Origin of the sequence: Flavobacterium sp., from assembly GCF_027482425.1 — a bacterium.
Classification (GTDB): domain Bacteria; phylum Bacteroidota; class Bacteroidia; order Flavobacteriales; family Flavobacteriaceae; genus Flavobacterium.
This window is the reverse complement of sequence record NZ_JAIXWA010000043.1, coordinates 1-12,870: the sequence shown is the minus strand read 5'-3', so window position 1 is coordinate 12,870 and position 12,870 is coordinate 1. Positions and strand designations below refer to the sequence as shown.

Annotated in this window: 12 protein-coding genes and 1 other RNA gene; 10 read left to right on the top strand and 3 right to left on the bottom strand. The window is 41.2% G+C overall.

Annotated features, from left to right (window positions below):
* Positions 1 to 39: 39 nt before the first annotated feature.
* On the top strand, positions 40 to 1,239 hold the full coding sequence (locus Q0037_RS05985) for a hypothetical protein (RefSeq protein WP_297516643.1): 1,200 nt from the start codon (positions 40 to 42) through the stop codon (positions 1,237 to 1,239).
* Positions 1,240 to 2,292 (top strand): o-succinylbenzoate synthase, encoded by a 1,053-nt coding sequence (gene menC / locus Q0037_RS05980; protein WP_297516640.1) that lies wholly within the window; start codon positions 1,240 to 1,242, stop codon positions 2,290 to 2,292. It abuts the gene before it with no gap.
* 226 nt (positions 2,293 to 2,518) lie between these two features.
* On the opposite strand, the gene Q0037_RS05975 is transcribed toward menC, so the two are convergent.
* Entirely contained in the window at positions 2,519 to 3,562 is a 1,044-nt protein-coding gene (locus tag Q0037_RS05975; protein WP_297516639.1) for a glutaminyl-peptide cyclotransferase, read from the bottom strand.
* Positions 3,563 to 3,650: 88 nt separating this feature from the next.
* Here Q0037_RS05975 and ffs point away from each other — a divergent pair.
* The 5 genes from ffs to fsa all read left to right on the top strand — a co-directional run bounded on the left by ffs (position 3,651) and on the right by fsa (position 6,906).
* Positions 3,651 to 3,749, top strand: an RNA gene (gene ffs, locus Q0037_RS05970) — signal recognition particle sRNA small type.
* A 36-nt stretch (positions 3,750 to 3,785) separates the two neighbouring features.
* Positions 3,786 to 4,784 carry an enolase C-terminal domain-like protein gene (locus Q0037_RS05965; protein WP_297516637.1) on the top strand — a complete coding sequence of 333 codons (999 nt, stop codon included), beginning with the start codon at positions 3,786 to 3,788 and terminating at the stop codon, positions 4,782 to 4,784.
* 25 nt (positions 4,785 to 4,809) lie between these two features.
* Positions 4,810 to 5,172 carry a VOC family protein gene (locus Q0037_RS05960; protein WP_297516635.1) on the top strand — a complete coding sequence of 121 codons (363 nt, stop codon included), beginning with the start codon at positions 4,810 to 4,812 and terminating at the stop codon, positions 5,170 to 5,172.
* A gap of 47 nt (positions 5,173 to 5,219) precedes the next feature.
* Entirely contained in the window at positions 5,220 to 6,023 is an 804-nt protein-coding gene (locus tag Q0037_RS05955) for an SDR family oxidoreductase (RefSeq protein ID WP_297516633.1), read from the top strand.
* Between the two features lie 226 nt (positions 6,024 to 6,249).
* Entirely contained in the window at positions 6,250 to 6,906 is a 657-nt protein-coding gene (fsa, locus tag Q0037_RS05950; RefSeq protein WP_297516631.1) for a fructose-6-phosphate aldolase, read from the top strand.
* A gap of 52 nt (positions 6,907 to 6,958) precedes the next feature.
* On the opposite strand, the gene Q0037_RS05945 is transcribed toward fsa, so the two are convergent.
* Entirely contained in the window at positions 6,959 to 8,368 is a 1,410-nt protein-coding gene (locus Q0037_RS05945; RefSeq protein ID WP_297516630.1) for a thioredoxin-like domain-containing protein, read from the bottom strand.
* A gap of 314 nt (positions 8,369 to 8,682) precedes the next feature.
* On the opposite strand from Q0037_RS05945, the gene Q0037_RS05940 reads away from it, so the two are divergent.
* Positions 8,683 to 10,299, top strand: coding sequence for an ABC-F family ATP-binding cassette domain-containing protein (locus Q0037_RS05940; RefSeq protein WP_297516628.1), 1,617 nt, complete (start codon positions 8,683 to 8,685; stop codon positions 10,297 to 10,299).
* Between the two features lie 28 nt (positions 10,300 to 10,327).
* Here Q0037_RS05940 and Q0037_RS05935 read toward each other — a convergent pair whose 3' ends face one another.
* Complete coding sequence (locus tag Q0037_RS05935; RefSeq protein ID WP_297516627.1) at positions 10,328 to 11,209, bottom strand: lipid A biosynthesis acyltransferase; 882 nt, start codon at positions 11,207 to 11,209, stop codon at positions 10,328 to 10,330.
* A gap of 92 nt (positions 11,210 to 11,301) precedes the next feature.
* Here Q0037_RS05935 and Q0037_RS05930 point away from each other — a divergent pair, with 92 nt between their 5' ends.
* Both Q0037_RS05930 and Q0037_RS05925 read left to right on the top strand, forming a co-directional pair.
* The gene (locus tag Q0037_RS05930) at positions 11,302 to 11,937 is read left to right on the top strand and encodes a rhomboid family intramembrane serine protease (RefSeq protein ID WP_297516625.1); all 636 of its coding nucleotides are present in this window, start codon (positions 11,302 to 11,304) and stop codon (positions 11,935 to 11,937) included.
* A gap of 48 nt (positions 11,938 to 11,985) precedes the next feature.
* On the top strand, positions 11,986 to 12,672 hold the full coding sequence (locus Q0037_RS05925) for an SIMPL domain-containing protein (RefSeq protein ID WP_297516624.1): 687 nt from the start codon (positions 11,986 to 11,988) through the stop codon (positions 12,670 to 12,672).
* Positions 12,673 to 12,870 lie beyond the last annotated feature (198 nt).

Sequence of the window (12,870 nt, the reverse complement as noted above, 5' to 3'; positions counted from 1 at the left end):
GGCATGATTTTGGATGATAAGTTTGTAAAATATTTTGGCATGTGTATTCGAAGTTTACTTGTTGTATTGATGCTTTTTGTCTCTCCCGTTTGGGCCCAAAAGACGAAAGGATATTGGGATACTATGCGAACCACGTCGGAAACGATTGAGGTGCGCGCGGGCGAACGAAAGATGATTAAAACCAATGCCTTTCCCGAAGGAACAACCGAAATCGTGTATCGCATCACACTGATGGATGATAATCAAAAGTTAGCTTCGAGTTTGGTTTCCGTTTTAAAAGCCATTCCCGATCCTACAGGGATTTCTCAGGGTACCGCTGGGGCTGTGTTTCTAGCTTCTACAGTGAGTGGAAATGACAAAGCCACGTTTGCCGTTTTTTTGGACGAAAAAGCCGCAAAATCATACCTTACTACAGGAAAGCCAACCCAAGCTTGTTACACCCAATCCAATCCAATAAACAAAGAAGCCCGATTGTTATCGGCGACACACGGATGTATGAAAGATACACCCGGAACGCTTTGGTTTGTATTTGAAAGCGATAATTGGTTAATGAACCAAAAAATTGTTCTTGAAGTGGTGCCTTGGATTGATGCACAAGCCACCACAGGATGGAATGCTGATCGAAGAGCGACTTTTTTAAAAATTGCTTTAAAACGCCCCATTGCGTTCTATCTCGCTCAAAAAGAAACGTTTTCTGTGGCCTTATTGCAACAGGTAATGGAGCAAATGAATTTTGAAACCTACAGTCAATTGCGCCCCGAAGAACGCGAGTTACTTCTCGAGAAATCGGAAAAACTGGTATTAAAGCAGCTGGGATTAGAAGCCAAGTATGCCCAAAAAATTCACGACCAAGCCCTTCGTTTATTTCTAAAAGGGAAAACCAAGGAAGGGATAGAACAATTTGAATCTGCAATACAATCAGGGATGCAAGACCCACTATTGTATGCAGGCTTGTCCTATTGCTATCTTCGCACGAAGCAAATGACTAAAGCAGCGGCCTTAATGGAGCAAGCAACGTCTTTGTCCTCAACCGATTTGCGTCTGCAATTGGCACAAGCTCATGTTTATTTGTTTACGGATAGAGTCACAGAAGCCAAAGCATTGTATAAAAAATATGTTATGCAAAATCTTCCCGATGGAACCCCATGGAAAGTCAAGGTCCTCAATGATATTAAAGAATTTGAACGTTCGGGATTACCCAATCAAGATTTGCCCAAGATCAAACGTTTGATGGAATAAATGGAAGCTTTTTACTTACGATATCAAATGAATTTTATTCGTCCTGTGGGGACCTCCCGCGGTCAAATGGCGTACAAAGAAACTTGGTTTTTAACGCTGAATGAAGGTGGTCAAACTGGAATAGGCGAATGCGGGATGTTTCGAGGGTTGAGTATTGACGACCGACCGGATTATGAAGAAAAATTGCAATGGGTTTGCGATCATATTCATTTGGGTGAAGAGGCTTTATATGAAGCACTTCACGGTTTTCCATCGATTCAATTTGGGCTGGAAATGGCTTTTCGTTCTTTGCGCAGTGCTCATCCCGCCTTACTTTTTCCCTCCGAATTTACCGAAGGCAAAGCAGCTATTCCTATCAACGGATTGGTTTGGATGGGCGATAGGTCGTTTATGCATCGTCAGCTTTTGGACAAAATTCAAGCCGAATACCGTTGTGTAAAAATGAAAATCGGGGCACTTGATTTCCAACAAGAGTTAGGCTTGCTCAGTTTTTTACGATCGCAATTTAATGCTGAAAAACTCGAAATACGCGTCGATGCCAACGGAGCATTTGCCCCCGAAGAGGCGCTTTCAAAGTTGAAACAGTTGGCCGTATATCAATTGCATAGCATTGAGCAACCCATAGCGCCCAAACAATGGGAGGTCATGCGCACTTTATGTCAAGAATCGCCTATCCCCATTGCCCTTGATGAAGAGTTGATTGGAGTGACGGGCTGGGAGGCCAAAAGGGAGTTACTAGAAACCCTCCGTCCTCAGTATATTATTTTAAAACCCACTCTTGTTGGAGGATTCAAAGGGAGTTTGGAGTGGATTAAAGTGGCTGAATCTTTGGGTATCGGGTGGTGGATTACATCAGCTTTAGAAAGTAATATCGGATTGAATGCGATTGCGCAATGGACCTACACCTTACAATCCAACCGACCTCAGGGATTGGGTACAGGAGCGTTGTATGCCAATAATTTTGATTGTCCTTTGGAAGTCGTTGGGGATCTATTGTTCTACCGTCCTGAACGGAATTGGGGTTTGTATGATATTCTCCCTGAATCGAACTAACTCTTAATCAGTTTTCGTTTTTTTTTTTCGACCAAAAATTTTGCTTGGCCTCCATCGCTTGGTTTCGTTTGCATTGGGCAATAAACGCTTGTGCTTCTTCCTCGAATTATTGTTGATCTTCAAAAATTTTTTGATGGCATAAGGTAACAAATCGCGCTTATTCAGCGGGATTTAAGTCCAACCAATTCTCAGTAAACGATTTTGGAATAACACTCGGAGACTACATTTATTCAACAATTTTAATTTCAAACATCTTATCCCATTTTTTACCTGTGATAAAAAAGGTTTGTGAAGCGGGATTATAGGCAATTCCATTCAGTACATCCGTTTCGGGAAGTTGCGTGATTTGTTTTAGTAACTCCGATAAATCTAAAATCGCTTCAATCGCCCCAGTAGCAGGATCGATGCGAACTATGGCGTTTTGTTGGTATACATTACTGTAAATCTTTCCATTAACCCATTCGAGTTCATTTAAATTTTTAACCATGGAATCCAAAGAATACACCGTAATCATATCAATTACTTTTAGCGATTCGGGATCCAACCGATAGATTTTTTCAGTCCCATCGGATTGGTACAAATGTGTAGCATCGTGTGTTAAACCCCACCCTTCAATGGCGCGGTCGTAAGAAAACGATTTGATTTTTTGCAACGTTTGAGGGTCATACATAAACCCGGTCTGTTCTTGCCAAGTGAGTTGGTACACTTTATTGTTGAAAATGGTAATGCCTTCGCCAAAATATTTTGCATCCAAAGAGGAACTAAGCAAAGGTTTTCCCGTTTTGTAGTCGGTTTTCATGAGCTTTGATTGTCCGTATTGCCCCGTTCCTTCATACAAGATGCCTTGGTGAAACTCCAATCCTTGGGTATACGAACTGATATCATGCGGAAACGTATTCACTATACGATACTTCAAAATTTTGGGAGTAACCGCCGATACGATTTCTAGGGATGTTGTGTCTTGCGTGGTATTGCCTTCGGCGTAAATGGCGGCAACAAGAGGGTAGGTTCCTAATTTCTTCTCGGAAATCGAGTATCGGAAAGGGGTAGTGCCGTTGGAGCTTCCAATTCGTTTTTGATTAAAGGTATACGCCACACTATCGACTTTGAGTTGATTCGGATTGGTGATCGCCAGTGAAACCGTTGCTCCAGCGGTGTAAGTAGTCTTGATTTGTGATGTATCGATACGCAATCCCGATTCGGTGGGCGCACAAGATATTACCCAAAGACTGGCTAACAAAATGATGGTGAAGGATTTAATGGTTTTCATAGTAAGGTCCTTGCATTTTATACCTCACAAATGTATTATTTATGCGCTAAAGATGTTGTAAAAAATGAAAAAGAATGTATCTTTGCCATGGCAAGTCCTACACGACCAGCTCCTGCAAAATCCTCCAGGATGGGAACATAGCAAAGGTATGCGGTTGTAGCGGTGCGATGTAGGTCGCTTGCCATTTTTTTTTGCTCTTTCTGCAATTTTTTCTTGTTACTTTATGGTGCTTCAATGGCATATTGTTAGGCTTCAATTGAAGGAAACTTTTTCCATTAGCTACGGCCAATATGACTATCGTGATGCCTTGATTGTTCAGTTGACCCATGCCGGTCAAACGGGCTATGGCGAATGTACGGCACTTATCTATTATGGTATTGATTTAAAGCACTTTGAGCAACTACTACTCCAGCATCAAAAAGCGATTTCCAACTTTGGAATGCATTCTCCACCCGAGTTTTACGCCTTATTGACCCAATGGCAGTTGCCCAATTTCTTAAAATCCGCTTTGGATTGTGCCTATTGGGATTTAATGGGGAAGTTGGAAAAGCGCTCCTTTTTGGATTGGAATGCCATTTCAACCACCAATATTCCTCATTCGAGTTGGACGATTTCTGTAGATAATGCTTCTACACAAATAGCAAAAATGAAGGCGTCACAGTGGCCCACATTTAAGGTAAAATGCCATGGTTTTCAACGGGAACAATTGGCACAATTGATGGCTACCGATTTTTCTTTTGCTTTGGATACCAATGCGAGTTGGACTCCCGATGATTGTATGCATTGGACACAATTGTCCAACCGACATCGTGTTCGTTATGTAGAACAGCCGATGCCTATAGGGGTTGGTAACTACCAACGCTTATCAAAAGAGGACGGCGTGATCTGGATGGCCGATGAAGAGGCTCAAAATGAAATCGATTTGCCTTTATTGGCAAACCATTATTCGGCGGTGAATGTGAAAGTCATGAAATGCGGAGGACTCACACCGGCATTAGCCATGATTAAAGCGGCCAAAGCAATGGACTTCAAAGTGATGATTGGGTGTATGACCGAATCTACAATCGGAATCTCGGCTGGGGCTGTTTTGGCGCCAATGTGTGATTACGCCGATTTAGACGGTTCCAATCTCATTGCTAACGACATTGCTACAGGAACTTCCATCAACGCAGGAGTCATTGAATTATCGACAGGACAAGGCCTAGGCATTCGTTGGAAATAAGTATCTTTAACCCAAAATAGATTTCATGAAATTTGAACCGATTGTCCCTTTAATTTGGACGCATCACTTGGACGAGACTGTGGCATTTTACACTGAAAAGTTAGGTTTCCAATTAGGTAATTACAGTGAAGAATGGGGGTGGGCCACGCTTCATCGCGATGCATGTGAATTGATGGTTTCCCGACCTACGGCACAAACCCGTTTTGAACATCCTTTTTTTACAGGAACCTTTTACATCAAAACCGATGAGGTGACCGTATTGTGGAATCAAGTCAAGGATTCGGTCAAAGTTGCTTATCCTATGGAGGATTTTGATTGGGGCATGCGGGAGTTCGCCATTTACGACAACAACCATTATATTTTACAATTTGGACAAGAATTGGAATAAAGGACACCTTCACAGGACACCTTCACATTTTTAATAGCAAAAGGGTTATGCAAAAAGTGGTTTTTATAACTGGGGCTTCCTCGGGTATTGGGAAAGCGATAGGAGAATTTTTACACGAAAAGGGCTATCACGTTTTTGGAACGAGTCGGAATCCTGAACGCTATCCCCATTCCCTATTTCCGTTGGTCCCCATGGAGGTTCGTGACGTTTCCAGTATCCAAGCGGCGGTTACCCGTGTTTTAGCCCAAACCGGTCGTATCGATGTGGTGGTCAACAACGCTGGAGTAGGCATTACAGGTCCGATAGAAGAAATCCCTACCGCGGAGATTCGCCAAAATTTTGAGACCAACTTGTTCGGCCCTATTGAGGTGATGAAAGCGGTTTTACCTTCCATGCGTGCCCAACAATCGGGCTTGATTATCAATGTCACATCAATAGCGGGGTATATGGGATTGCCGTATCGCGGGGTCTACTCGGCCTCAAAAGGCGCGTTAGAACTCATTACAGAAGCTGTGAGTATGGAGGTAAAAAGTTTTGGGATTCAGGTCACCAATGTAGCTCCCGGCGATTTTGCGACCAACATAGCCGCCGGAAGGTATCATGCACCGGTAGCGGCAGGTTCAGCGTATGAAACAACCTATGGTAAAACATTAGAAGCGATGAACGCACACGTTGATTCGGGCAGTGATCCGCGCGAAATGGCCCAAGCGATTTATCAAATTATACAAAACAAACACCCTAAATTGCATTATAAGATTGGCGCTTTTATGCAACGGTTTTCCATTGTTTTGAAACGGGTTTTGCCCGATCGGGTGTATGAGAAAATGTTGATGAAACATTATGAGTTGTAGCAGTCGCAGTCTCACTAACTACTAATCACTAGTCACTAAATCCCAACAAAATTTCCTCATTCAAATCCGGTGTTGTACTTTTGTAGTGTTGCGCTAGGGATGGAGGGATTGTTGAAGCTCGCCCGAGGTGACGAGGGTAGCGACTCCCGACAGCCCGGCCCCGGAAGCATGGAGGGGAAGCGCCCGAAAACACAATGTGTAAACACAACTTTTTTACTATTATACTATGAAGTTTTTTATTGACACGGCGAATTTGAATGAGATTCGCGAGGCCCAATCGTTGGGAATTTTGGATGGAGTAACCACCAATCCTTCGTTGATGGCCAAAGAGGGGATTACGGGTTTGGACAACATTTTGAAGCATTATGTGGACATTTGCACTATTGTCGAAGGGGATGTGAGTGCTGAGGTGAACGCTACCGATTTCGACGGAATGGTGCGCGAAGGCGAGCAATTGGCCGATTTGCATCCACAGATAGTGGTAAAATTACCCATGACCAAGGACGGTGTGCGCGCGTGTCAATATTTCGCTGACAAAGGCATCAAAACCAATGTGACGCTTGTGTTCTCTGCGGGGCAAGCCTTGTTGGCCGCCAAAGCGGGGGCAACCTATGTTTCGCCGTTTGTGGGCCGTTTGGATGATATTTCCACTGACGGTTTGAATTTGATTCAAGAGATTCGCGAAATCTATGATAATTACGGCTTTGAAACTGAAATTTTAGCCGCTTCTGTGCGTCATACCATGCATGTAGTGAATTGCGCAAAGATTGGTGCTGATGTGATGACGGGACCGTTGTCGGCAATTCTAGGCTTGTTAAAACATCCGCTAACCGATATCGGGTTAGCACAGTTTATTGCCGATTACCAAAAAGGAAATTCGTAAAAACGATACATACTGAATGCAAAAAGCCCTGACGTGAAAATCAGGGCTTTTTTTATTGTAAGTCTTGCTCAAAACGGATATCAAACATGTTCGTAAATCCGTTTTTAATGGTGAGGTCTTTGTTGATAATCATGGTGCGGTGCACTTTAGTAATCGCCCATTTGTTCTTTATTTCTTCAAAATCGGAGCAATGGTATTGGCGAATCGGGCCGAAAGCGTATTTTGAAAGCGCCTCTTTCCAAGTATCCGAATTTTTATCCAAATTAATAGCGATAAACTCTAAGTTTGGATATTTCTTTTGCAGCTCCAACGCTTTTTTGTGCGCTGCCACGAGGTGGGAATTTAATTCTTCACTCCAGAAAAACAAAATGGTGTTTTTGGTGATAAGAGAAGACGAGTTGACATTTTTGCCTGCCGTATCGAGTAAGGTCACCGAAGGTAACTTTTTGCCATCGGTGAGTTGGTTAATCGCTTTTCCTAGTTTCAAGATTTCATTCTTCTTACTCTTATCGGTAGCGATTTTGTAATAGTATTTCAAAAACTCCTGGTTGTTCACCATGTTTTGGTCTTCTAATAAGTATTGAAAGGCAATGCTGTTGACGACGATATTTTTGACTTTTTCGTTTTTGATAAGCGTATCGGCAATTTTGAGTTTGTTAACGTTGGTTTTTAGCGCCAAGTCGACTTCCGAAAAATGATTGTGGTAGTGAATGGACCCAACGTTGTTGAGCATATAGTTAAGGTACATGACAAACGGACTGAAATCGGTCATTTTTTCATCACTAAAATCAATGGTTTTTCGAAAATCATAGTAATCCTTTGGAAGCGATTTACTTACGTCATTGCCCGTACGCATTTTGTGCACAATGGGGTAAATTTCTTTTCGGGTGTAGTGGGGGAAAAGATACATGCCTTGGGCGTAGACATCAAATTCCTCATTCCATTTGATTTCCTCTTTTTTGGTTTTGTAAAAAGTGATGTTGTCAGCATTGACTTTGTTGATGTAGGAGAGAAACTTTGGTGCATCGTAATCCAAGATGTCGAAAATTTTATTTTTCTCTTTCTCATTACGAAGATACATTTCCATTAGGAAATTATTCTTTTGATCGCCTCGACCACAAAAGATGATAGATTGGTCAAAATCTTTAGAATCAATATGAACGCGTATCGAATCGTTTTTGTCAAAATATACGTATTGGTACTCCGGCTCATGTTTGAACGTATACAAGCCGGGCGCTAGAGAATCAAATTTGACAAAAAACGTATTGTCGGCTTTCAATGGAAGCGTGTCTAATACCACATTATTTTGGCAAAAGAGGACATAACGCGATTGTGGATTCTCAACTTCACCACCAAAGTACGCTACATAGTTGTCGGCATCGAACTCTTTTTTACAAGACGTCAATACTGAAAGTACTACCGCAGCTAGGGCACCATACGTTGAGGCAATTTTGAAATTCATCTACACTTCTATTGTAATTCGCAAATGTATTTAGTACCCGTGCAATATATTGTTAACCATTAGTTAAAAGTGAAGGTCTCAAAATTCGCTTATTAATTTAACCTTGCTTGAAAATTGGATGGATTGCTGAAAAGGGCTACAATCGCATTTTTTTGAATGTCTATTCATGGTAAAAATAATTGCTTTTTTGCAGGTTTTTCAATTCTGAAACAGACGTTAAGGACACTGGGTAAGGATAAAAAAACAAATCATTGAGGCGTTTAAAGTCGCCCTATTTGCTTACTTTTGCACCGAATTTAAAATCCACTTGTTACATGTTAACTGTATCTAATTTATCCGTTCAGTTTGGAAAAAGAATTTTGTTTGATGAAGTGAATACTTCGTTTACGCTTGGAAACTGTTATGGGATTATTGGTGCCAATGGTGCCGGAAAGTCTACGTTTTTAAAAATTTTAGCAGGTGATATGGACCCTACGTCGGGGCGAGTGATTTTGGAGCCAGGGAAACGAATGTCCGTTTTGAATCAGAACCACAACATGTTTGACGATCATACGGTATTGGAAACGGTTTTGATGGGAAATAAAGTACTTCATGCGATAAAAACCGAAATGGATGCCTTGTATGCTGATTATTCGGATGAAAATGCCGACCGAATTGGGGAATTACAAATTCAGTTTGACGAAATGAACGGTTGGAATGCCGACAGTGATGCTGCCGCCTTATTGTCCAATTTGGGTATTGGTTCAGAGTTTCATTACACGTTAATGGCGGAGATGGAGGGGAAGTTAAAAGTGCGCGTTCTTTTGGCCCAAGCCTTATTTGGGAATCCCGATGTATTAATTATGGACGAGCCGACCAATGATTTGGACTTTGAAACCATTGGTTGGTTAGAAAACTTTTTGGCGAACTATGAGAATACGGTCATTGTGGTTTCGCACGACCGTCACTTTTTGGATGCTGTGTGTACGCATATTTCGGATATTGATTTTGGAAAAATAACCCACTACTCTGGGAATTATACCTTTTGGTACGAATCGAGTCAGTTAGCCGCCAAACAAAGGGCACAACAAAACAAGAAAGCAGAAGAGAAGAAGGCAGAGTTGGAAGAATTTATCCGCCGTTTTAGTGCGAATGTGGCCAAATCGAAGCAAGCGACTTCACGTAAGAAAATGTTGGAAAAGCTCAACTTGGATGAAATTAAGCCTTCTAGCCGCCGTTATCCTGCCATTATTTTTGAACAAGAACGTGAGGCGGGTGATCAGATTTTGAACATCCAAAATTTAGCGGCCTCTATCGATGGTGAGGTTTTATTTCAAAATGTGGACTTAAACATGGCGAAAGGCGATAAAATTGTAGTCTTTTCAAAAGATTCTCGCGCCACTACTGCTTTTTATGAAATCTTAAACGGTCATTTGCAAGCCGATTTGGGAACCTACGAGTGGGGTGTGACCACGATTCAGTCCTATTTGCCCAACGATAATCACGCGTTTTTTCAGTCCGATATTAACTTAGTCGATTGGTTGCGTCAGTGGGCTAAAACCGAAGAAGAACGCGATGAAGTGTATGTACGTGGATTTTTGGGGAAAATGATTTTCTCAGGAGAAGAGGCGCTTAAAAAATGTAATGTCTTGTCAGGAGGTGAAAAAGTGCGCTGTATGTTATCGCGTATGATGATGCTTCGTGCCAATGTTTTAATGCTCGACGAACCCACCAACCACTTGGATTTGGAATCGATTACGGCATTTAATAATTCCTTAAAGAACTTCAAAGGGTCGGTGTTGTTTACTACCCATGACCATGAATTTGCACAAACGGTGGCCACACGGGTGCTTGAACTTACGCCGCAAGGTGCCATTGACCGTTACATGACCTTTGACGATTACTTGGATGATCCCAAAATAAAAGAGTTACGTGCTAAGATGTATACCTAAATAAAAATCCCGAGCAATCGGGATTTTTTTATGAGACTCTTTTTTTATGCTTCCAGCGTTTATGTGTCCACATATAGTATTCGGGCTGTTCCAAAATTTGCGCTTCTACTTTGGCCATGAAAGCTTCTGATATTTTGTAATCCGGAACCTCATGCACATTGTCGGAGAGGATTTCAAAGGTTCCTTCATAGAAACCTCGTTTGACCTTACGAACTTTAAGAAACATGATATTCATATCGTACTGTTTGGCCAATGATTCAGCGCCAATGTGAATAGGAGTTTCGATACCCATAAAATGATGCCAGTATAAGTTAGTTTCACTCCATCGCGGGGTTTGATCACTGGCAAAGCCATAAAGACCTAATACCCCTTCGTGAGCATTTTTTTCGATAGTGGGTTTGGTTTCTTTGGTGGTAATTAGATAGGCTTTGTAGCGCGATCGAATTTTTTTGACCAAACGATCAAAGTAAGGATTGGCTATTCGTTTATAAATGGCAAAGCCTTTAAATCGAGTATAATAATTCATCGAAATAACCCATTCGTAACTCGCATAATGTCCACACATCAAGGCAATACTTTTTCCTTTTTCCTCTACGGCATGAAACAAATCCATATTGGTGAATGTGAACCGTGTCTCCATGGTTTTCCGTGAAATGGATAAGGTTTTAATCATTTCCAAAAACATATCACACAAATGCTGAAAGGACTTTCGTTCAATACGTAAGCGTTCTTCTTCACTAAGATGCGGTAATGCCATGGCTAAATTGCGTCTAACCGCCTTTTTACGATACCCAATCACACGGTAGAGTAAAAAGTAAATCCCGTCCGACAATAAGTATAAAAGCGGAAAGGGTAATTTGGAAATCAACCAAATTATTGGGTATATGAGGAGATAGGCAAGTAATTGCATGCTTGAAATTTGTGCAAATATAAAGGGTTTCCTTAAGATTTTATTTCGAATTAACAATTCTTAAGTTTGTACATTTACCCAAAATTAGCTATATGATTGTACTGTATGTCTTAATAGGAGTCACTGCGTTGATCAGTTGGAAAGGGTGGGAGGATTCTTCCTTTTTTCGAAAATACATGTTTCATATAGGCAGTATTCGTGCTGGGGAACATTTCCGAATGGTAACTTCTGGGTTTTTGCATGGTGACATTATGCATTTGGCTTTCAATATGATTTCCCTGTATTTTTTTGCGCCAATAGTGATGTATCAGTTGGGTTTGTACACGTTCTTGTTTTTATATGGCGCTAGTTTATTGGTGGGAAGTATGTTGACTTTGGCTTTGTACAAAAATCAGTACCATTATACTGCCATTGGAGCTTCGGGAGCGGTAACGGGAATTATTTATGCGGCAATTTTACTCAATCCCGATATGGAGTTGTATTTATTTTTTATCCCTATTCCCATCAAAGCCTATTTATTCGGAATTGGTTATTTGTTATATTCTATTTATGGGATGAATGCGCAAAATGATGGTATTGGCCATGCGGCTCATTTTGGCGGAGCAATGGCAGGATTGTTTTTTACGTTGCTTAAAGCACCTCAATTACTTTTCAAACAACCCCTTTTGGTCGCTGGGTTGGTATTACCTATCGTTATTCTTTTTTTTATAGAAAGAAAAAGAAAGTGAGAAAGGCATAACTTTTGTTATCGATATTAAAACCTAAAAAATAGTAAAATGAGAAAAATTATTGCCCTATTGCTGCTTAGTTTTGGAATGTATACCCATGCCCAAGATGTAAAATCACTCCCCCAAATCACTGTTTCAGGTGAAGGTAAGATAAAAGTAGCCCCTGATTATGCTATCATTTCTTTTGGCGTTGAAAACCAAGGAAAAGAGGCCACAGAGGTAAAGAAGATTAATGATACTTCTGTGGATGGCATACTGCGCTATTTGAAAAAGTTTGGGATTGCCGCCAACGATATGCAAACTACAGGGGTTCATTTGGGTCGCATGTATACAGGTGAAAAAAATAAATTTCACTTCCAAGCGATTCAGAATATGCAAGTTACTTTACGAGATTTAAAACAATATGATGCTCTGGTGATGGGGTTGGTGGATCATGGGATTAATGCCATTTCGGGAGTAGAATTTAAAGCAACAAAGCTGGAAGAATACAAAACCCAAGACCGAAAAATGGCTACACAAGATGCTTTGAAACGCGCCCATGATTACACGGCTCCCTTACAGCAAAAAGTAGGGAAAGCCCATCAAATTGCAGAAACAGGTTCTATTTTATTTCCAACCGTGCAACGTTCGGAAATGTTTTTTACCAAAGAAGCCGATGCCCTACCGCAAGAAACGCTTGCCATTGGTGAAATCGAGATTACAGCACAGGTGACCATCAGTTTTGTATTGGAATAGCGTTCTCTTTTTGGAAAACTTCATTTAAATTCAATATACGCGCTCGGGAAGGTAAACGGCATCGAGAAATGCTTTCTATTGGAGGGCATCCATAATAAGGTCGGGTTGAATTTGTTTTACCATTTCAAAAGGACGAACGACTTGATGACTTTGAAGATTGTATTTGTGAATTAAGTGTTGCACAAGAGGGATTACATT

Excerpts from the sequence above, each read along its gene's own strand:
- Q0037_RS05985 (WP_297516643.1), top strand. The coding sequence starts at position 40 with ATGTGTATTCGAAGTTTACTTGTTGTATTGATGCTTTTTGTCTCTCCC.
- menC (WP_297516640.1), top strand. The coding sequence starts at position 1,240 with ATGGAAGCTTTTTACTTACGATATCAAATGAATTTTATTCGTCCTGTG.
- Q0037_RS05975 (WP_297516639.1), bottom strand. The coding sequence starts at position 3,562 with ATGAAAACCATTAAATCCTTCACCATCATTTTGTTAGCCAGTCTTTGG.
- Q0037_RS05965 (WP_297516637.1), top strand. The coding sequence starts at position 3,786 with ATGGTGCTTCAATGGCATATTGTTAGGCTTCAATTGAAGGAAACTTTT.
- Q0037_RS05960 (WP_297516635.1), top strand. The coding sequence starts at position 4,810 with ATGAAATTTGAACCGATTGTCCCTTTAATTTGGACGCATCACTTGGAC.
- Q0037_RS05955 (WP_297516633.1), top strand. The coding sequence starts at position 5,220 with ATGCAAAAAGTGGTTTTTATAACTGGGGCTTCCTCGGGTATTGGGAAA.
- fsa (WP_297516631.1), top strand. The coding sequence starts at position 6,250 with ATGAAGTTTTTTATTGACACGGCGAATTTGAATGAGATTCGCGAGGCC.
- Q0037_RS05945 (WP_297516630.1), bottom strand. The coding sequence starts at position 8,368 with ATGAATTTCAAAATTGCCTCAACGTATGGTGCCCTAGCTGCGGTAGTA.
- Q0037_RS05940 (WP_297516628.1), top strand. The coding sequence starts at position 8,683 with ATGTTAACTGTATCTAATTTATCCGTTCAGTTTGGAAAAAGAATTTTG.
- Q0037_RS05935 (WP_297516627.1), bottom strand. The coding sequence starts at position 11,209 with ATGCAATTACTTGCCTATCTCCTCATATACCCAATAATTTGGTTGATT.
- Q0037_RS05930 (WP_297516625.1), top strand. The coding sequence starts at position 11,302 with ATGATTGTACTGTATGTCTTAATAGGAGTCACTGCGTTGATCAGTTGG.
- Q0037_RS05925 (WP_297516624.1), top strand. The coding sequence starts at position 11,986 with ATGAGAAAAATTATTGCCCTATTGCTGCTTAGTTTTGGAATGTATACC.